The sequence below is a fragment of the Bradyrhizobium sp. genome, from assembly GCF_036009065.1.
Lineage (GTDB): Bacteria > Pseudomonadota > Alphaproteobacteria > Rhizobiales > Xanthobacteraceae > Bradyrhizobium.
The window spans coordinates 1-18991 of sequence record NZ_DASYMN010000305.1; the positions used below are offsets into that span (position 1 = coordinate 1).

General features: G+C 63.9%; 22 protein-coding genes. 9 read left to right on the forward strand and 13 right to left on the reverse strand.

The window, feature by feature from the left end; genetic code table 11:
* Window positions 1-208 precede the first annotated feature (208 nt).
* Window positions 209-988 (forward strand): alpha/beta hydrolase, encoded by a 780-nt coding sequence (locus VGP39_RS18495; RefSeq protein ID WP_327569545.1) that lies wholly within the window; start codon window positions 209-211, stop codon window positions 986-988.
* A gap of 91 nt (window positions 989-1079) precedes the next feature.
* Here VGP39_RS18495 and VGP39_RS18500 read toward each other — a convergent pair whose 3' ends face one another.
* Window positions 1080-2231: a hypothetical protein gene (locus VGP39_RS18500; protein ID WP_327569546.1), complete on the reverse strand. Its 1152-nt coding sequence runs from the start codon at window positions 2229-2231 to the stop codon at window positions 1080-1082.
* Window positions 2232-2484: 253 nt separating this feature from the next.
* Here VGP39_RS18500 and VGP39_RS18505 point away from each other — a divergent pair, with 253 nt between their 5' ends.
* Complete coding sequence (locus tag VGP39_RS18505) at window positions 2485-4068, forward strand: MDR family MFS transporter (RefSeq protein WP_327569547.1); 1584 nt, start codon at window positions 2485-2487, stop codon at window positions 4066-4068.
* Between the two features lie 123 nt (window positions 4069-4191).
* On the opposite strand, the gene VGP39_RS18510 is transcribed toward VGP39_RS18505, so the two are convergent.
* The gene (locus VGP39_RS18510; protein WP_327569548.1) at window positions 4192-4638 is read right to left on the reverse strand and encodes an MgtC/SapB family protein; all 447 of its coding nucleotides are present in this window, start codon (window positions 4636-4638) and stop codon (window positions 4192-4194) included.
* Window positions 4639-4834: 196 nt separating this feature from the next.
* On the opposite strand from VGP39_RS18510, the gene VGP39_RS18515 reads away from it, so the two are divergent.
* Complete coding sequence (locus tag VGP39_RS18515; RefSeq protein ID WP_327569549.1) at window positions 4835-5446, forward strand: peptidase S14; 612 nt, start codon at window positions 4835-4837, stop codon at window positions 5444-5446.
* A gap of 184 nt (window positions 5447-5630) precedes the next feature.
* Here the strand turns inward: VGP39_RS18515 and VGP39_RS18520 are convergent, their stop codons facing one another.
* The 5 genes from VGP39_RS18520 to VGP39_RS18540 all read right to left on the reverse strand — a co-directional run bounded on the left by VGP39_RS18520 (window position 5631) and on the right by VGP39_RS18540 (window position 8703).
* The gene (locus tag VGP39_RS18520) at window positions 5631-6449 is read right to left on the reverse strand and encodes a DUF6328 family protein (RefSeq protein WP_327569564.1); all 819 of its coding nucleotides are present in this window, start codon (window positions 6447-6449) and stop codon (window positions 5631-5633) included.
* A gap of 82 nt (window positions 6450-6531) precedes the next feature.
* The gene (locus tag VGP39_RS18525) at window positions 6532-6837 is read right to left on the reverse strand and encodes a hypothetical protein (RefSeq protein ID WP_327569550.1); all 306 of its coding nucleotides are present in this window, start codon (window positions 6835-6837) and stop codon (window positions 6532-6534) included.
* A gap of 126 nt (window positions 6838-6963) precedes the next feature.
* Window positions 6964-7506 carry a DUF4142 domain-containing protein gene (locus VGP39_RS18530; protein WP_327569551.1) on the reverse strand — a complete coding sequence of 181 codons (543 nt, stop codon included), beginning with the start codon at window positions 7504-7506 and terminating at the stop codon, window positions 6964-6966.
* Between the two features lie 388 nt (window positions 7507-7894).
* Window positions 7895-8251, reverse strand: coding sequence for a hypothetical protein (locus tag VGP39_RS18535; protein ID WP_327569552.1), 357 nt, complete (start codon window positions 8249-8251; stop codon window positions 7895-7897).
* 125 nt (window positions 8252-8376) lie between these two features.
* The gene (locus VGP39_RS18540; RefSeq protein ID WP_327569553.1) at window positions 8377-8703 is read right to left on the reverse strand and encodes a hypothetical protein; all 327 of its coding nucleotides are present in this window, start codon (window positions 8701-8703) and stop codon (window positions 8377-8379) included.
* 212 nt (window positions 8704-8915) lie between these two features.
* On the opposite strand from VGP39_RS18540, the gene VGP39_RS18545 reads away from it, so the two are divergent.
* Both VGP39_RS18545 and VGP39_RS18550 read left to right on the forward strand, forming a co-directional pair.
* Complete coding sequence (locus VGP39_RS18545; RefSeq protein WP_327569554.1) at window positions 8916-9554, forward strand: HAD-IA family hydrolase; 639 nt, start codon at window positions 8916-8918, stop codon at window positions 9552-9554.
* A 130-nt stretch (window positions 9555-9684) separates the two neighbouring features.
* Entirely contained in the window at window positions 9685-9906 is a 222-nt protein-coding gene (locus VGP39_RS18550) for a hypothetical protein (RefSeq protein ID WP_327569555.1), read from the forward strand.
* Window positions 9907-10031: 125 nt separating this feature from the next.
* Here VGP39_RS18550 and VGP39_RS18555 read toward each other — a convergent pair whose 3' ends face one another.
* From VGP39_RS18555 to VGP39_RS18565, 3 genes are read right to left on the reverse strand one after another with little or no spacing between them, the layout of a single operon-like run.
* Window positions 10032-10667 (reverse strand): hypothetical protein, encoded by a 636-nt coding sequence (locus VGP39_RS18555; RefSeq protein ID WP_327569556.1) that lies wholly within the window; start codon window positions 10665-10667, stop codon window positions 10032-10034.
* Window positions 10660-12285 carry a hypothetical protein gene (locus tag VGP39_RS18560; protein WP_327569557.1) on the reverse strand — a complete coding sequence of 542 codons (1626 nt, stop codon included), beginning with the start codon at window positions 12283-12285 and terminating at the stop codon, window positions 10660-10662. Before VGP39_RS18560 ends, VGP39_RS18555 begins: the two co-directional genes overlap by 8 nt.
* A gap of 1 nt (window position 12286) precedes the next feature.
* On the reverse strand, window positions 12287-13303 hold the full coding sequence (locus VGP39_RS18565; RefSeq protein WP_327569558.1) for a UbiA family prenyltransferase: 1017 nt from the start codon (window positions 13301-13303) through the stop codon (window positions 12287-12289).
* 303 nt (window positions 13304-13606) lie between these two features.
* Between VGP39_RS18565 and VGP39_RS18570 the strand changes: the two genes are divergently transcribed.
* Both VGP39_RS18570 and VGP39_RS18575 read left to right on the forward strand, forming a co-directional pair.
* On the forward strand, window positions 13607-13816 hold the full coding sequence (locus VGP39_RS18570; protein ID WP_327569559.1) for a hypothetical protein: 210 nt from the start codon (window positions 13607-13609) through the stop codon (window positions 13814-13816).
* 12 nt (window positions 13817-13828) lie between these two features.
* A complete protein-coding gene (locus tag VGP39_RS18575) occupies window positions 13829-14140 on the forward strand; it encodes a transcriptional regulator (RefSeq protein WP_327569560.1) in 312 nt (103 codons plus the stop codon).
* Between the two features lie 61 nt (window positions 14141-14201).
* On the opposite strand, the gene VGP39_RS18580 is transcribed toward VGP39_RS18575, so the two are convergent.
* Together VGP39_RS18580 and VGP39_RS18585 are read right to left on the reverse strand one after the other, a co-directional pair.
* Window positions 14202-15374, reverse strand: coding sequence for an MFS transporter (locus VGP39_RS18580; RefSeq protein ID WP_327569565.1), 1173 nt, complete (start codon window positions 15372-15374; stop codon window positions 14202-14204).
* A 222-nt stretch (window positions 15375-15596) separates the two neighbouring features.
* Window positions 15597-17285, reverse strand: coding sequence for a thiamine pyrophosphate-requiring protein (locus tag VGP39_RS18585; RefSeq protein WP_327569566.1), 1689 nt, complete (start codon window positions 17283-17285; stop codon window positions 15597-15599).
* 277 nt (window positions 17286-17562) lie between these two features.
* On the opposite strand from VGP39_RS18585, the gene VGP39_RS18590 reads away from it, so the two are divergent.
* Window positions 17563-17727 (forward strand): Flp family type IVb pilin, encoded by a 165-nt coding sequence (locus tag VGP39_RS18590; RefSeq protein ID WP_327569561.1) that lies wholly within the window; start codon window positions 17563-17565, stop codon window positions 17725-17727.
* Window positions 17728-18084: 357 nt separating this feature from the next.
* Window positions 18085-18237, forward strand: a complete 153-nt coding sequence (locus VGP39_RS18595) for a hypothetical protein (protein WP_327569562.1) — start codon at window positions 18085-18087, stop codon at window positions 18235-18237.
* A gap of 337 nt (window positions 18238-18574) precedes the next feature.
* On the opposite strand, the gene VGP39_RS18600 is transcribed toward VGP39_RS18595, so the two are convergent.
* Window positions 18575-18862: a GIY-YIG nuclease family protein gene (locus tag VGP39_RS18600; protein ID WP_327569563.1), complete on the reverse strand. Its 288-nt coding sequence runs from the start codon at window positions 18860-18862 to the stop codon at window positions 18575-18577.
* Window positions 18863-18991: the final 129 nt, after the last annotated feature.

Here is an 18991-nt window from a genome sequence, read left to right on the forward strand (position 1 = left end):
GACGCCGCGCGCAGTGGCCGTCAAGGATGGCCGTCGCGCCGGCCTCTCCCCACGCTCGACGTTTCCAGGCCACGCCTTGACGGCCGCGAGCACGGCGTCATGCTCAAGGGCGAAAGGGCGTCGCTTTAATGGTTGCTACGATTACTTACCTCTCCCGTCCGAGGAGAGGTGATCTGAACGTCCCCCTCGTGAACAAAGGAGAGACATTATGAAGATGAACCGACGAACATTTTCGACCGCCCTGCTCGCCGGCGCCGCAGCTTCGCTGATCTCCACACGCGGCATGGCCGCAAATCCAACTCCAGCGAAGGCGCGCAACGTCGTGCTTGTGCACGGGTTGTTCGCCGACGGCTCGTGCTGGCTAGAGGTGATAGCGCGATTGCAGGCGGCGGGGCTCAATGCCACCTTCGTCCAAAATCCACTGACCACGCTGCCTGAGGCGGTGGCTTCGGCCGAGCGCGTGCTGGCGCGGCAGGATGGCCCGACGGTGCTGGTGGGTCATTCCTTCTCGGGGATGATCGTCACCGAGGCCGGCGTTCATCCGAACGTCTCCGCGCTGGTCTATGTGGCGGCGCGCGCGCCGGATGCGGGCGAGGACTACACCGCCCTGGCCAAAACCTATCCGACGCCGCCAGCGAGCGCCGGCATCGTGTTCGATGGCGACGAAGGACGTCTCAGCGAACAAGCATTTTTGCGCGATTTTGCAGGCGACCTGCCGGAAGCAAAAGCAAAAATGCTCTACGCCGTACAGCAACCATTTCACAAGGCTCTGCTGTCAGGCAAGACCACGCACGCGGCCTGGCGATCGAAGCCGAGCTACTACGCGGTATCAACGGAAGACCGCACGATCGATCCGGACCTCGAGCGCTTCATGGCCAGGCGGATGGGAGCCCAGACCATCGAGGTGAAGGCCAGCCATCTGTCGCTGATCTCCCATGCGGGCGAAATCGCGCGGCTGATCCTCGAAGCGGCGGGACAGCAAGCCTGAGGATGACGGCCAAGGCGTGCGCGCACTCGGCGCCACCATTGCGGACGAAGCGCCTCAGGGCGTCGTCGATCAGGCGAGCGGCGATCGCGCTCTAAAACCCTGCCGCCGATATGGTCATCGCCCTGCCTTCGACCGCGCGCCCCGACGTGTCGGGGCCGGCGTTGCTCTCATCGGTCCATATGAGGAAGGCAGTCTCGCCCTCGGGGCCGAACGTCGCGGCGGTCCTCAAGTCGAATCGTGGTCCGCCCGTCAAGGTGTTGATCCGGACGGGTTGGCCGATCGGTCCTTGGGCAGAAAAGATTCTGGCCGCGACATTGGTTCCGGCGGCGGGGTTGTCGACATTCGCCTCTGTCCAGGCCAGCATAAAGCGCCCGCCGGGCAACGGCGCGAGCGTCGGCCAGTCGGACCGGATCCGGTTGTCGCCGGTGGCGGCAAAGCGGATATTGGCGAATGCGCCGTTGGCCTCGAACACGCTCACCTGCGCGACCGTGGTGTCGAAGCCGGGCTCGCTATCGCCCGCATTCCTGATATGCGCGATGACGAAGCGGCCAGAATCGAGCGCGGTCATGGCAGCCTCCGTCGCATGCAGCGCCGTGGTCTGTTCGGCGCCCAGCGGCCCGTTCGCATCGAACATCTGCAAGTGAATCATCAGAGGCCCGGGCACGCGCGCCCGCCATGCGATGACGATATTTCCGTTGGTCAGGCAGGCGACCATCGGGACCCAGTGGAAGCCTGGGACGGTATTGGCGCGAAACTCGGGACCGCTTTTCGTCCCGTCAAAACCATAACGCTGTGCGCGGATGCGCTCCTCCTGCCGCTTGTCGGCCCAGACCACGATGAAGCCGCCATCCGGCAGGCGCGCCAGCGCCGGCCGTATCGCCTTTTCGACCTCCGTGGTGCTGACCTGGCTTTCAGGCCCCGACAGCGTATCCGCCTCGAAGGTGCGAAGCTTGACCTGCGCGGGAGTGCTCGGAGGCCCCGGCGGTTGCTCGGTCCATGCGACAACAAAGCCCGCGCCGGTTTCGAGTATCGCCGGGGATTGACGCTTGGTCCCCGGCGTCCCGGGAAAGTTGACAGGGAACGCGTCGCTGGCTGGAGCCCCGTTCACGCCAATCATCCGGCCTTTGATATCGCCGGTCGCGTGGTCCGCCCAGACAACGGCAAACTGGGTCCCGCGCAATCCGGCGACGCCGGGCTGATGCTGAACGCCCGTCTTATCCGTGTTGATCAATATCTCGTCCATCGTGCCGTCCTCCCTGCAAACAGAAAATGTCGCACGGAAAAACTGCAGGCGTCGAGTCCGATGCGCTTTATGAAGCCGCGCCGGATGAGGATGCGGCGATGGCTGGGACCTTCGTCATTGCCGGCCGATGCGACCCCGGCGGGATGCACCCATGCGCGCAGCCCGCTGCCGCGGCGGTGATTCAGCAGTTATATTACGCCTGAATCAAATATTCCGCGCGTCCGCCGCGTCAACATCGATCCTTAACGCCTGCATGAACAAGTTCGACCGCCAGAGCCGTGACGCGGCTGACCGACAGCCGTTGCCGCAAGCGGCCGCGCGCGATCTTTCGCATGGGCCGGCCGAGATAATCGACCTTCCCGACGCGCCGCCGATCGCGCCGCGGGCGCCACTGACGCAGGGCGAAGTCCGCACCATCCTGCTCAGCCTGATGCTGACCATGTTCCTTGCGGCGCTGGACCAGACCATCGTCGCCACCGCGCTGCCGACCATCGGCCGCCAGTTCCACGACGTCTCCAGTCTGTCCTGGGTAATCACGGCGTATCTGCTGGCCTCCACCGCAGTGGCGCCGGTGTTCGGCACGCTCAGCGACATCTATGGCCGCCGGGCTATGATCATCGCCGCGATGTCGCTGTTCATCGCAGGCTCCGTGCTGTGCGCGCTGGCGCCGAACATGCCGATGCTGATCGTCGCGCGCGGGCTGCAGGGCCTCGGCGGCGGCGGCATCCTTCCCATCGTGCAGACGGTGATCTCGGATATCATCACCCCGCGGGAGCGCGGCCAGTACCAGGCGTATTTCTCCGGCGTGTGGACCGCGGCCGGGATCGGCGGCCCGGTCGTCGGCGGGGTGTTCGCCGAGCATCTGCACTGGTCGATGATCTTCTGGATCAACGTGCCGCTCGGCATCGCTTCGCTGGCGATGCTGCTGCCGAAGATGGGCAGAATCCCGACCTTCCATCGCAAGCGCAGAATCGACTGGCTCGGCGGCGTGCTGCTGATGGCCTCCGCGGTGGTATTCACGCTGGTGCTGACCTGGGGCGGCAACCGCTACTCGTGGGCATCGCCTGCGATCACCGCGATGATCGGCTCGGCGGTGGCCTTGGCGCTCGGCTTCGTCTGGCACGCGCGCCGCGCCGACGAGCCGTTTTTGCCGCTGCCGCTGATGGGCGGCCCCGTGGTGCCCTACGCGATGGCCGCCGGCGGCTGCGCGCTCGGCGCCATGCTGGGCCTGACCGTGCACATGCCGCTGTATTACGAGGCGGTCTATCATTTAAGCGCCAGCGAATCCGGCCTCGCGCTGATTCCCTTGGCCGCCGTCTCCACCGGCGGCGCCGCCATCGCCGGCAAGGCGATGGCGCGGATGAAGCACTATAAGCGCGTCGCCATCATCGGCACCGCGTTCGCGGCAGCGATTGCAGCCGTGCTCGCGGCGGCAACGCCGATGCCGCTATGGGTGCTGCTGGTGCTGCTGTCGCTGTTCGCGCTCGGCCTCGGCACCACCTTTCCGATCAGCGTGGTCTCGATCCAGAATTCGGTTCATCGCTCGCAAGTCGGCACCGTCACCGGCGCACTGAACTTTTTCCGCGCGCTGGCGGCCTCGTTCACGGTGGCGGCGTTCACCGCGATACTGCTGATGGCGCTGGGCGCCGGCGTTTCCGTGGTCGGCGAACAGCGCAGCGTGGTGGGGGGGATCGCGCCCGCCGACATGGTCACTGCATTCCGCTATGTATTCGCCGCGGCGGCAGCGCTGATGGCCGGCGCGACGCTGCTGATGGTGCTGATGGAGGAGAGGCCGCTGGCGGGACCGGCGAGCGTGCCGACGGAGATGGCGGAGTAGGGGATGGGCTGAGCGGATTACAACCTTTCGTCCTCACCGCTGGCATCTTGGATTGCCCAATGTGTGTTCCATTTTCTAGGCATCATGTTCGATCGCAAGTTTGCCTCTGCGATGTTCCCGGCCTCACTTCCCGTTCGACGGAGTGACGTCAGGGTTGCCCTCCTGCTTCAACCACGGCAGCAGTTTCAGCGTCAGAAAGGTGAACGCGGCGATCGTAACGGCGACATCGAAGCTGCCGAGCCCTACGGCAGTCCCGATCGCGCCGGTCGCCCAAAGGCTTGCCGCCGTCGCCGTGCCGTGAACCGAGCTGCCCTGCTTCAGAATGGCCCCGCCGCCGATGAAGCCGATTCCGGTGATGAGGCCCTCGACAATGCGTGCGGTTGCTTCGGGGGAGTTTAGAAGATGCGCCTCGGTCGCCTGGACAAATCCACAACTTGCCAAAGCAACCAGCGGAAAAGTTCGCAAGCCGGCGCTGCGCGCCTCCTTCTCGCGATCCCAGCCGATCGGCAACGCCAATGCATAGGCGCAAGCGAGAACAAGAATGTGCGGAACGATTTGAAATTTGTCCAATGGACCCCTCCCCGTAGGCGTTAACCCACAGCCACTGAGACGGTTCCAGCGGGAGCTGCCGAGGCGTGTGAGCCCGATCGAGCCGGAACAGACGCCCGGCAATGACGGGCCTCCTTGGAACCATCGGCGCGGCTCGTGCATATCTCACGTCGCTGCCGGGCGGCGCTTTCCACCCTGATTTTCGCGAGCGACAACCATGCCAGCCCAGACTTCTGCCGCTTCAGCATCGCAGCCTCCCCCCGCCACCCAGACGCTTCCTGCGTCCGCGTTCAAGTCGCCGTTGATCGCGCTGTCCGGCGTGGTCGATTACGAGATGTACGAAAAATTCCGCAGCCAGTTCGACAAGGCGTCCGACCAGGCTCTCGTGGTCATCGAATTGTCGACGCTGGGCGGCGATCCGGAGGTGGCGCGGATGATGGGGGAGGACGTGCGCTTTGCCAGCGACATGGAGCAGGCGCGGCGGTTCGTGTTTCTCGGCAAGGCCGCGATCTATTCCGCCGGCACCACCTTCATGGGTTTCTTCGCGCGCCAGAACCGATATCTGACGCGCGGCACGCGGCTGATGATCCACGAGCGCAAGCTGGCAAAGAATCTGGTGATCGACGGGCCGCTGACGACCTGCCTCGCCACGGTGCAGGCGACGCTTAACGAAATCGAATGCTCGATCGCGATCCAGAACGAGGGCTTTCAGAATCTCGTGCTCGGCTCGAAGGTGACGCTCGACGAGGTGCTGAAACGCGCGCCCTCGAACTGGTATCTTGAAGCCGAGGAAGCAAAAAAGCTCGGGCTGGTCGAAGCCGTGCTGTAACGTCCTTCGACACGGGTCATTTTGCGCCCCACATTCCGCCGTCATCCTGAGGAGCCGCGCGCTTGCGCGGCGTCTCGAAGGATGGCCGCAGACGCTGTGGCCTATCCTTCGAGGCTCGCCGAAGACGGCGAGCACCTCAGGATGACGGCGGGGTCGGTTGATGGCGGATATGTGAATCCAGCCGTCATCGCTCAAGCCTCATGCGCAGCCAGAGCGGGACGGCGTACCAAAGGCCGGTCAGCGCGACGAAGCTGATGAGGGCGCCGATGTAGGCCCAGTCTGCAGTTGCCGAAACCTTGTGCAGTACCACGAACGTTTCCGCGGCAATGCCCGCCGCGAGGAAAGACGGTGCGGCGATCACCAGGGCCGACCCCATCCGCAGGAATGTTCTGGAATCCTCGCCGTTGAACGAGAGCCGGTGCAGCGCCGCCGGCGTCATCAGCAAGATCACGTTGATGGCGACAAGGCACAGCGCCAGCGCATGAACGGCCTTGACGGATTGCGGCAGGCGATCGAACCCGGATGTCAGCATGGCGATGAACTGGAATCCCAGCAGCGCCTGGGCGCCGGGAATGATGAGCCGCGCCTCCGTGAGCAACTGCTCGACCTTTGTCGCCAGCGGGGTGCTCGCTACCTGCATGGAATTGTCGTCCCTTTGCAAACCGACCATGAATTCCAGCCCGAACCACGCGAGCGCCGCGGCGGCCGCCAAGGAGAGGCCAATGGCGAGGCCCGGAGCCAGTCCAAAATGCCGTTCGGCAACGACGTAGCCTGACAGACCGAGGCTCGCCGCCAGCGGGATAAGTCCGCAACCGGTAAAAATGTTCGTCGCCCGCACCAGACGGGCGCTGGATCTGCCGTCCTCCACCAGGCGGTGCTGCATCGAGGGCGCAATCAACAGGCCGGCCGAGGCCGTGAGCAGCCCGATGCCGGCGACGCACAGCCACTGCGAGAGCGAAGACAGCGAGACAAAGCCGTCCTGGAAGAACTCTGGAACTGAAATCCTAGCAGCACCTGGACGCCGAGAATGAGCAGCCGCGTCTCGTCGAGCGCGAGCTTCACCCTTCTGTCCAGATCTTTTGCCATCAAAGCAGGGTCATGGCCGAGGCGCGGGCCACGATCGCGTCCTGCCGGAACTCGCGTTCCAACTGCGGCCGGTAGCTGCGCCACCATGATACGTCCAGCTTCTCCGTCATGACTTCGAACACGACGATGTCGTCATGCACCGTCTTGCCGCCGTCCCTCGTGGTACCCTGCGCGGGTGATCGGGTGAACGCCGTCAGTCCGCCAAACCGCTCGGTCAAATGTTGACGGACCGCGGCGTACTTGCCGGCGTCGAACGGTCGTCCGGCATTGTCGTTGACGGGCAGAAGTATTTCGATCAGATGCATCGCAGGCCTTGTCTACGCCAACCGCCGAAATCGCAAAACCTCGCTGCTGAAAGAGTTCGATGGCGGCTGTCCACCGGCGGCAGGGGTCGATGGCCGCCCGCCACGACGAGAAAACATGCCGTCCGGCTATTTCCGGTTCTTCTCCATCTGCTGCGCCATTTCGAGGTGGTGTTGCAGCGCCGGGAGGGTCTTGCCGGCCCAATCCTTCAGTTTCGGATTGTCGCCGCCCTTCGCGTATCGCTCGAACAAGGACACCGCGTCCTTGTGAGCGCTTACCTGCATGGAGTCGTATTGGCCGGAAAAATCTTCCGGCTTGGCGTTGCGCAGCTTGTCGAGCTTGCTTTGCGAGGAGCTGTCCAGCGCCGCCGGTATTTCGGCCTTGACGTCGCCGCTGCCGACCATGCTCTTCAGCTCCGAACTGGTCTTGCCGTGGTCGGTGATCATCTGCCCGGCGAACTTCTTTTCCTCGGCGCTGCCCTTCTGCTGCGCGATCTTGCTGGATTCGATTTCCATCATGTCGCTAATCGCGGCTTCCTTGACGAAGTCGGCCGTGCTCGGGCTGATGCCGAGCGCGGAGTTGACGCCGGTTTTTTCTCCGACCGACTGCGCAAGCGCGGCCGACGACAACAGAACCGCCGCCGCGGCGAAAATGGCAATTGATTTTTTCATTGGTTGTCCTCTCAGGCCGCGTGTTCTCATCGATATCGTCTCTGCAAACACGGCGGACGGGTTTTGGTTCCTGATGCGTTGGTCCGCGGACCCGCGTTGCATGGCCGCCAAATCGTCCGACGGGGGCTCGCGCGCTCGGCAGTGCGCCTCAGTCCCGCGGCAGCCCAAAATGAGGCGCCTGAAAGAGCTCCAAATTTTCAACTTTGTCGACCGGTGAGCGGCTCCGGACGCGAATACGGAGCCCCTGGTCTGTTCGAAGGAGTACGGCCGTCCTTCGACTGAGCGCAGTGCGGCTTACTTTCGCCGCTGTTCTTGCCGGCATTAGTACTGTCTTCTTGGATGCATGATGCGGATTCGAAAACTCCGATCATGCGATCTCGTTCCCTCGCTACGCGGCCGATGCCTGAAGACGGCCCAGCGCGGCGATGCGAAGTTCGACCGGGTCGCGTTCCCCGGTCGCGGCGCAGTCGAGGATATTCCGCGCGATGCGCGATCTCGCGTCGGGCGTGCGCATGACGGCGGGCAGCGCCCCGACCGCGTTCTCGAACACCCGCCGGAACAGAAGCAGTTCCTCCGGCGCATAGATTCCGCTGCGATCTCCAATCATGTTCGCCTCCGACGCCCCGCGTTTTTTCATTGTGGCGCGATCCGGACCGGGTGTCGGTCGGCTCGCCGACACAAGCGGGAAAATTTGCTGCATGTCGAAGTCAGAAAACACGAGTCTTTTTCCGAGCCACCCATCCACCCGTCATCCTCTCGGGATGACGACGGTGTTGGTTGGTGGCAGATGTGTGAATCGAGTTGAGTATCGGCGCCGAGCACCGGTCGGTGGTCATAGGACCAACTTGGCTCGCAGTCTGCTTCGCCCGCTCAATCCAGCGCGGCCAATCCGGCCGGCGTCACGACCGGCGAGCCGTCCTGCATCTCGATGAAACCCAGTTCCAGCAGCGCCTGCACGTCGTCGTCCTTGAGCGGCGTCAGCTTGGTCCGCTTGGCAAGGATGTCCCGCAGGGCCCAGCGCAGGCCGATGGCTCGTTCCAGGTCGAAATTGGCGAATGCGGTCTCTGTCATGTTCAAAAAACGAATCAAAACCAATTGCGTTCCGCAAAACCGGTGCAATGTTGGCCGGGCGTAGCAGCCGCACTCGGTGCGGTTTTCAAGGCGTATCGAGAACATCATGCGCAAGACGCCGCGCAAGCGCGCGGCTCCTCAGAGCCTGACTGAAAAAGCCCTCGTCATGGCCGGGCTTGTCCCGGCTATCCACGTCTTTCTTGCCTGAAACGAGGTAAGACGTGGATGTCCGGCACAAGGCCGGGCATGACGAGCAAAAGGCGGGGTCGGATTTCATCTAAAAGGACTTTTGAGTCGGTCTCTCGGGATGACGGCTGAAGCGGGGCGAGGGGGACATCATGATCGAGGCGGTGATCTGGGATTTTGGCGGGGTGCTGACCACCTCGCCCTTCGAGGCGTTCGCGCGGTTCGAGGCGGCGCGCGGGCTGCCCGCCGACATCATCCGGCGCACCAATGCGGCCAATCACCGGGAGAATGCCTGGGCGAAATTCGAGCGCGCCGAGGTGGACCTCGAGGCATTCGACCGGCTGTTCGCGGCGGAATCGCTCATGCTCGGCGCGGAGGTTCGTGGCAAGGACGTCTTGCCGCTGCTGTCGGGCGAGCTGCGGCCGGAGATGGTGGAAGCGCTGCGGCGGGTGAAGGCAAAATTCAAGACCGGCTGCATCACCAACAACCTTCCCGCCAACGCGATCGGCAGCAGCAGCGGCCGCACGCTCTATGTGGCCGAGGTGATGGCGCTGTTCGACCATATCATCGAATCGGCCAGGATCGGCCTGCGCAAACCCGACCCGCGCATCTACCGGATGATGGTCGAGGCCCTCGCTGTGGATCCCAGGGCTTGCGTTTATCTGGACGATCTCGGCGTCAATTTGAAGCCCGCGCGCGAGATGGGCATGACCACCATCAAAGTGCTCGATGCGCGCCAGGCCATCGCCGAGTTGGAAGCGGCGACCGGGCTGACGCTGCGCGATCAATGAGGGCCGGACCGATCCGGGGGCCAATGCATGAACAGGACCCTGCAGCGAGCACGGCGGCTATCCATCGGCCTCGAAGTCATCTAACAGCGGCCCGGCAATCCATTCGACATCAAACGACAAGGAACCGGCCATGAGCAAACCCACCATCGAGCAGACCCGGATGGGCACCGAGGCCGTCGCGTTCTGTATCGCGCGGACCCTGATCGAGCGCGATCCGTCGCTGAAGGCGCCGATGCGCGCCAATTTGCGCAAGATGTGGGAACTGCTGGAAGCGCGCGAAGACCACGGCGCCGCCGACATGGTCGACACCATGATCAAGGCGCTCAACGATCCGGCCTTCTTCAAGCCGTGAGGGCGAGGGGGCCGTCATTGCCGGGCTTGACCCGGCAATCCATCCTCTTCGAAAAGACTCTTGCGAAGATGATGGATACGCGGGTCAAGCCCGCGTATGACGCCGACTATGGCGGGATTGCCGGGTCAAGCCCGGCAGTGACGAGGCAATTCCAGCATCGGCCGGCGCAGTGCGCGCGCCGCGTCGGTGACGGAGCTGCGTGCGCCGACGAGGACGATGCCGCGTGCGTGCCGCCATACCCTGAGGTCGGCGGCGCTGTCGCCGGCATAGATGAAGCCGGCCGGAAACAGCTCGCGCAGCAGCCCGGCTTTCGCGGAACCCTTGAGATTTTGCCGGCCGTCGGACGCCAGCACCCGGTCGATGAAGGTCAGGCGCGACCCCAGTTGTCCGGCGAGAACCGCATCGGCAGCGGTCGCAAGGACGATCTCCCGCCCCGCGCGCTTTTCGCGGATCGCCAGCGCCAGCACGTCCCGATGCAGTCTTTGCCGATCCCAGTCGATCCGCGCCCGTAATGCAAGCTGGCGCTTCAGCGCGGCGCGGCCACCCAACAGCCATGCCGCGCAGCGAAACACCACCAAAGGATTTTGGCGCAGGTTGGAAAGGAAGCTCTTGTAGAGCAGGTCGCCTGCGATCAGCGTGCCGTCGAGATCGAGCACCAGCGGCATCGAAACCGGAAGACCGAACAGCGCATCGGCGCTGTCGCCGGAAAGCTCCCGACCGGGTTGCGGCGTCCGGGGCAGGGTTCTCAGCATCTCATTCATGCGCGACACTCAGGCGAGGCGAGGCCTTGCATACGGCAAGCTGCCGCGCGCCGCCGGCGCCAGCCTTGCAATCGTCGTAGCCGAGCCGGCTCGCCAGCGCGGCGCCGTAACCATCGGAGGACGACACGATCAGGACATGCGGCGCGCCCCGGTTGGATTTTTGGAACGCGGCCAGCGCGGCCGCGTCGGGCTCGGATTCCCAATCCGGCGCCGCGCGCATGAAATCGCGGGCTTCGACATATTGCAGCGGGAAGTAACCGAAATAGCGCGTCGAGGGCAGCGGCGACGACAGTCCGGCGCCGTGCGCGGCAAGCGCCGCGGTCTGCGCGGCGTGCAGCGTCGGCCTGACGCGCCACGCAAACAGCGCGCTATCCCGCGGCGCGATCAGGTCGGCGCTGGCAAAGGTTTTTCCGGGATTGTCGCGGCCGGCGTCGAGTTCGCTTTGCAGCGTCGCCGACCAGCTCTGATAGGCGAGTGCGCGGATGGCGCTCTGGCCGGTCAAACCGGCAAGCGCAGCTGCGCAAAGCGTGCGCACCAGCGCGGGACCGGGTTGCCGGCTGGCAATCGCCATCACGACGGCAATCCAGGTGAACGGAGCAAGGCGTTCGGAGAGCGAGGCGGTGCCGGTCTTGAGGTTGAGCAGCGACAGCAGGACGACGAGGGCGAAAAAGATCGGCCACGTCAGCTCGCCAGTCTTGATTCGACGCAACGCCGCAACGCCTGCAACCACCAGCGCGGCCAGTAACGGTACGAGCGCAACGACTTCCCACCAGGTAAAGCTGAACAAATACGTCGCGGCCATGATCCGGCGCAGGATCTGCGTCAGCCCACCCCCCGCGCCATCGGCCTCAGCCGGAAGTTGTTGATACGCGCTCAGGAAGCTCAGCGTGATCAGCAGCACCGGCAGCGCCGCGGCGGCGGCCCAGGCGCCGTCGGCCGTCAACTGCCCAAGCGCGGCGCGGATGCCGTGGCGGTCCAGCGCCTGGGTCGCGCGCGCAAGACCGTCGGCGGCAAGCAGCAGGCAAGCCGCGACCACCGCGGTGATGTGGGTCAGGCAAAGCGCACCCAGGAATAATGCGGTGGCAATGAAGGTAACGGCGTTGCGGCGCGCTGTTGCCTTGCGCCAGAAGCTGGCGAACAGCAGAAACAGCGGCACGCCCAGCGCGTAATTGTAAAATCCCCAATGGATGAACACGCCGAACGCCAGCGGCAGCAACAGCAGGAGCGGCAACATCGGCCGTCCGGTTTGGCTGCGGCTGGCTGCGAACGCGGCGGCGATCCACAAAAATCCGTACAGGCTGAGGAACAGCGTGTTGGCCATCAGCGCGTCGCCGGTCAGCCTGATCAGGCCCGCGAGCAGCAGATAGATCGCCGAGTTCGGCTCGATGCGCGGATTCCACTGGTAGAACGACGCCGCCGGCTCAGTCAGCGCGCCGCCCCAGCCGAAGCGCGCGATCAGGTCGGCCTGCGCCAGATGCACCGGGCCGTCCTGGGTCGGCACCAGTTTTACCAGCCAGACTGGACCGTCGAGCAGCACCGCCAGTGCTGCGAACAGCAGCGCTGCCGCCACGATCCCGGCAATGCTTCTTGGAGATTCAACGGGCGCCGCGCTCGACATGTCAGCGTCCGATGCCGAGAGGGATCAGGTCGGAACTGGTGAGGCCGTTCAGCCAGGGCAGGTCGACGAAGGTCAGCACGCCGAACAGCGCCATCGTCACCGCGGCGCCGAGCATCATCGCCGGCTGGCGCATCAGCTCCTCGGGGCGGGCGGCGGCTGAATCTGGTGTCAGGGCGAGCCGCATATAGGAAGCGAACAGCGCGATGAAGAGCGGAATGACGACGAGGTATTCGATCCGGTATTTTAACAGGAAGATCGCCATCATGAACGCGAACCCCTGCGCGTAGACGAGACAGCTCGTCACCAGGCTAGACTGTGTATAGACCGCGAAGGACGGGCGGTACGCGGCAAGGTTCGCCGTGCCGCCGGCCTCGGCGATGGCGCGATGCTCCGAGACGCGCTTGGCGGCCATCAGGAAGGCGCCGCCGAACCAGTAGGCGAACAGGATCGACACGGGCGGCGCGACATGCGGGATCACCGCGAACCAGCCGAACAAGAAGCGCAAGGGATTGTTGAGCGATTCGACGATGACGTCGAGAAAGGCGCGATCCTTGGCGCGGATCGGCCGCACATTGTAGATCACGCCGAAAATCGCGAACACCACCGCGGCCAGGCTGAAGCTGCCGCCGAGCGTATTGGCCGCCAGCATGCCGATGAAGGTGAGCATGATATATTGCGCGAACACGATTGCAGGAGACATCGCGGTCTGCACCGCCGGGCGCGCGCGCTTGGTCGGGTGCATGGCGTCGAACGGCGCATCGAGCCATTCGTTGATGGTGTAGTTGGCCGACGACAGCGCCATGGCCACGAACAGGCAGGTCATCAGCCGCCCGACCAGCGCTGCTGCGTCGGCCGGCGCGGCCGCGGACATGATCATTGCGAACGCCACGCCGGGAATGATCAGCACATGCTTGATCCAGTGATCCGGCCGCGCGATCGCCAGGTAGTCCGCCAGCCTCGCGGTGGGCTGGGCCGCGCGCGGATGCGGCAGCAGCCGCGGCTGATTTGAAACGAGCATGCAAGCCTCCAAGGTTTTTTCTGCCCCATTTTGGCAAGGCGGCAGCGACGATGGAGACGAATGGGCATCGATCATGCCGCGGCGGCCGCTCGGCCGCAGGCCGGGCAGGCGAGTGCGCGATATGGCTAACGCGGCCCGCGCATGGGCGGGATTTGCACGGTTTCGTGCGGGATCCGCGGCGTGAGGCGTGCCATGCGCCGCCGCAAACGGCTGTGCAGAGCGGAGGCGATGCGACGTGTGCCAGAAGGGCACACGATGTTTCGTTCCAGCGCGGCTATTTGGGTTGAACTAGGAGTAACATTTATGTTACCCTCGATCATGGCTGAAATCCGCTATTACATCGCCGCGGGCGGCCAAGCGCCATTCGCCGATTGGTTTGCGGATTTCGGACGTGATGGCGATGCGGTGGTGGTTTTGCTGATCGGTGGAACGAAAAAGCGTCAGCAGCGCGATATCGAGGCGGCTCATTCTTATTGGCAGGACTATAGGCAAGGTAAACGCGGACGGCGCTGAGTGGAGACGAGAATGGCAAAAACCAAGAGCTTCAAGGAACTGGTGCAGCAGCATGTAAAGCACGACAAAAAATTTGCCGAGGCTCTTCTGCGCGAAGGGGTCGATGCGTTGCTCAGCGGCGACGTGGACACCGGCAAGACCATCCTGCGGGACTACATCAAGGCTACCGTCGGATTCGAGAAGCTTGGGGCAGCGACCGGGGCGCCGCCCAAGAGCCTGATCCGCATGTTCGGCCCGCGCGGCAATCCGCAGGCGAAAAATCTGTTCAGCGTGATCTTCTATCTGCAGAAGCGCGCCGGCTTGCGGTTGCACGTTGTGGGATGAATACCGCGCACATCCCCGGCACAGGTGCGTCTCCTCGCTACGCCCGCAATGACGGAGCATCCTACTCGGCGGCGGCGCCCTCTTTCATTCGCGACCAATACAGCGCCAGCGGGCCGAGCAAGATTCCCGCCGCCAGCACGGAAAACGCGACAAGCCAGGCCGATGCGTTGAGCGGGCCGCCGCCGGCATCCAGCGCGACGCCGATGCTCCAGGCGCCCAACGCCGACAGGCTGAAGCCGACCGTCGAATGCATCGCCATCGTTGCCCCGCGATAATCGGGGTTTGCCGCCATCGCCATTCCCGATGTCAGCGCGCCGGAATCGGCCGGCACCGTGAACGCGTAGATCATGATCAGGGGCAGCAGGAACCATGGCGATCGGTCGGCGAATATCCCGATCAGGAGTGCGACAAATGCGGAACCGAACATCACGGTGGAGATTGCGCGATGCCGGCCGAATTTCAGCGCGAGTTCGTTGCCGAGGATGCTTGCGGGCATGGCGAGCACGGAAAATACCACACTGACGACGATCGGCGTCAGCACCGATTCCGAATTCTTCATCGCCACAAATGTCCAGAACGCAACGATCCACGTCCTGATTCCATAAAGCTCGAAGCAATGCGCGCCATATCCAAGCACAAAACCCATCGCCGGCCGGTTGCGAATGACCGGCTTGAAATCCAGCAGGCGGCCTGACGCGGGCTTTGGTTGAACCGGCCGCAACAGCAAGCAGACCAGCAGCATCGCAAGCGGGCCGGCGGCGGTGACGACGAATGCGGCACGCCAGCCCCAGGCTTCCGCCGCGAGCTGGGACACCAGAAATGACAGGCCGACGCCGAGCGAAAAGCTCGACGTGTACAGCGTGACCGCGCGCGATGAATCGCCCGGCGCCAGCCGATCGGTCAGCGCCTTGAGGCCGGGCATGTAGGCGCCCGCGAATCCGACGCCGGCGAGGCTGGCATAAAACATCCCGGACCACAGCCCGTCGGCGAACAGGCCGAATAGCAGGGTTGCGAGCGCGCTCAGCGCCGAGCCCGCGATCAGGATTTTTCGCGCGTCGATTCGATCCGTCAGCGTCGCCAGCACCGGCACCGCCACCATGTAACCCGCCGCACCCGAGCCGGCCAGCAGCCCAGCCTGCGCGCCGCTCAGCTGCCACTCCGCGATCAGGAATCCGGCAAGCACCGACGGTACCGCCACATGCGGTAGCAGGCTGCCAAGCTGGCCGACGCACATCGCCAAGATGACGGTCCGGCCGTCGATTGTGATCCGCCTCGTCATGTCATTGCGAGGAGCGAAGCGACGAAGCAATCCAGTTCTGCCTGTCGCACTGGACGCCGTGTCGTTGCCATTCTGGAAAGACGTTGCACCATCGTGTTCAACCACAAACGCCGGGGGTTATGGGTCCCCGCCTGCGCGGGGACGACGGAACCATTGGAGCGGCGCATTGCGCCTCCTTCACGTTCCCGGCCGCGACACCTCGGTCTCCTTGGACGTGATGAACTCCAGCAACACCGGCACGCCTTCTTTGGTCTTGGCGATGCCGCGCTGGATCGCGGGGATGATGTCTTCCGGCCTGGTGACGCGCTCGCCGTAGCCGCCGAAGGCACGGGCCATGGCGGCATAGTCGCCGGAGATGTCGGTGGAGCGGTATTTTTCCGTGGAGATCGGCATCACCTTGAGTTCGATCGCCATGGAAAAATTGTTCAGAAGAATCGACATGATAGGAATCCGCTCGCGCACCGCGGTCTCGAAATCCATGCCGGTAAACCCGATCGCGGCGTCGCCCCAGACGTTGATGCACAGCCTGTCGGGTTTTGCCAGTTTTGCACCCATTGCAAGGCCGAGACCGTAGCCGAGCTGCGTGGTCTTGCCCCAGCCGATGTAGGTTAGCGGCTCGACCGATTTCCAGAACGGCGAGAGCTGGTCGCGGGGGCTGCCGGCGTCGTGGGTGATGATGGTGTTTGAGATGTCGACGGTGTGCTGCAGGTCCCACAGCACGCGATAGGGATTGAGTGGCGCGTCATTGTGGGTCAGTTTCGGCATCCACTTTGCCAGCCACTCCTCGTGCGATGCCGCGATCCCGGCGGCGACCGCGGCCGCGTCGCGATCCGACGTGACGGTCCTGTTGATTTCCTCCAGCAGCGCGTCGAGCACGAGGCCGGCGTCGCCGACCAGCCCGATCTTCGCCTCGACGTCCTTGTTGAGATGCGCGGGGTCGAGCGTCGAATGGATGATGGTCTTGCCCTTGGGCATCGCGATGCCGAACGAGGTCTCGGTGAAGGAGCAGCCGATGCCGAAGATCACGTCGGCCTCGCCCAAAAATTTCGGCACCGCGCGCGGCACCGCAAGGCCACCGGAGCCGAGCGACAGCGGATGGGTTTCCGGAAACGACGACTTGCCGCCGAGGCTGGTGGTGACCGGGATCGCGAGCCTTTCCGCCAGCCGCTTCAGCTGCGGCCAGGCTTGCGCGTAATGCACGCCCTGGCCGGCATAGATCACCGGGCGTTTGGCGCCAGTAAGCAGGGCGGCGGCTTCCCTGACATGCACCGGATCGGCGCCATAACGCGTGCGCAGCACCGGCGTGTAGTTCAGGGGCTCCGGCACGTCCTCGTTCCACATGTCGGCCGGGATTTCCACGATCACCGGGCCGCCGCGGCCGTTCTTCAGTTTTGTAAAGGCGCGTCGAAAAATGTTGCAGACTTCGCTGGCGAGGATGATCGGCTCGGCGGATTTGGCGAACGCCTTCATCGCCTGGCTGGAATTGAAGTTCGGCTCGATATTGGCGAGCCTGCGCGCATAGCCCATCGGCAGCACCAGCACCGGCACCGATTCCCCAAAACACTGCGCGACGCCGCCCATGGCATTCTCCGCGCCGGGGCCGTGCTGCATGCAGAACGCGCCGATGCTGCGCCCGCAGGAGAGCCGCGAGATCGCGTCCGCCATGTGCACGCCGATGCGCTCCTGCCGCACCATCACCGGGCGGATGTCGGCTGCGGCCGCAAATTCGATCAGATGATTGACCGGATAGCCGCAGAGGATCTCGATCCCCTCGCGCTTCATGATTTCCGCGATCGCCGCGCCGAGTTTCATGGGGGCTCCCCGTTTTTCTTGTTGTGCAGTGTTGTTGGCCGAGGATTGGAACAGGAATTTGCAGCCTGGTAAAGCTTTCTCCACAACTCCGCCGTCATCCTGAGGTGCTCGCCGTGTTCGGCGAGCCTCGAAGGATGGGCCAGGGCGCAAGCGTCGATCCTTCGAGACGCCGCGCAAGCGCGCGGCTCCTCAGGATGACGGCCGAAGGTGATGCGCGGGCCTGCGCAGCGCGTTCCCGCGCCGTCTTAATCGCCTGTTCAGCGTGTTGTTCAACCTTGCGGCAACCATTGCGGCCTAGCTTGGCCGCGGCATGAAGGGCGGGGAGGCTGTGATGCGGCGGCTGGTTGCAAAATTCTTCAGCGACGACTCCGGCGCCACCGCGATCGAATACTGCCTGATCGCGAGCTTCATCGCGCTCGCCATCGTCGTCACGGTGCAGGGCATCGGCCCGCAGCTCAATACCAAATTCACCTCGGTCAACAACTCGCTGAAGTAGCCGCCCGACGCGCTGCAAGCGAGGCGGGGCGTAACCCAGCAGGTGCGCCGTCCATTCGCGGTAATTGGATGGGCAACGAGTGACCGAATCATCGGGCAACCTATTGCGTTTTCGACGGATTTTAAAAAGATGGAAAACCTAGGACTTAATGCTTGACAGCGTGACGCTGCTGGGATAGGTTACCGGCATGCTCCGGAATTGGGCCCTGAGCCGAGCGGTGGCGCCCGCCGCGGCAACCGGCCCGCCGCCGCGACCCGAGATCGCGAGCGCAAATCCCGGAACATCATCCGACATCATGCGTTGCTTTCGACAGGACGTGCCGCAAGGCATTTGATCCACTCACCAATCGAGGGCGCCATGGCAACAAAACAACGTGGGCAGATCGTCGAAACCCCGACCGAGGCCCGCAGCGCCGAACCCGGCCCGTCGGTGCTGGCGCTTCTGGCCGTCTCGACCGGCCTCGCGGTGCTGATTCTCGGCGCGGTCTGGTTCGTGTTCTTCCGCACCTGAGGCGTCCATCTGATCGCGCCGCAGGGACGTGGAACCGGACAGGGTAGGAATACCATCTGATCGCGCGGCGGATGACGACGGGATTCCGGGTTCCGCCAAGAGGCGTGTCACGGAATGACGCGCGGTGGACTGTCGCAGATCGAGGTGATCCCCGGCGGCATCACGTCAAGCGCGGACAGCGCACCGAAGCCGAGCGCCGCGCGCGGACGCTGTGAGGATCCTAAAAATATTGAAGGTGTCATGCGCGGGCTTGACCCGCGCATCCATCGATCTTCGCAAGGAGTCTTGCAAGGGGGATGGATTGCCGGGTCAAGCCCGGCAATGACAAGCTTCATCGTCAATGGACGATCTCATCGTACAAGTCGCGCCAAGTGGGATTGTCTCTGACGATAAGATCAATCTTCCATTCGCGCGGCCAGTGCTTGATGTTCTTCTCGCGTTGGAGCGCTCCGATCGCGTTATCGTGCGCCTCGAAGTAGACGAGCTGTTTGACTCCGTACCTCCTGGTAAAGCCGCCGACAAACCCTTCCCGATGTTCGTAAACGCGGCGAACGAGATTGTTCGTCATCCCGACGTAAAGCGTTCCGCCGGGACCGCTGGCGAGAATGTAAACCCAATAGCTCATGCCCCGGCGTCATGCGCGGGCTTGACCCGCGCATCCATCTTCTTCGTGAGGAGTCTTTCGACGATGATGGATTGCCGGGTCAAGCCCGGCAATGACGATTTTTACGAGCAAGCGTCACGCTTGCTACCC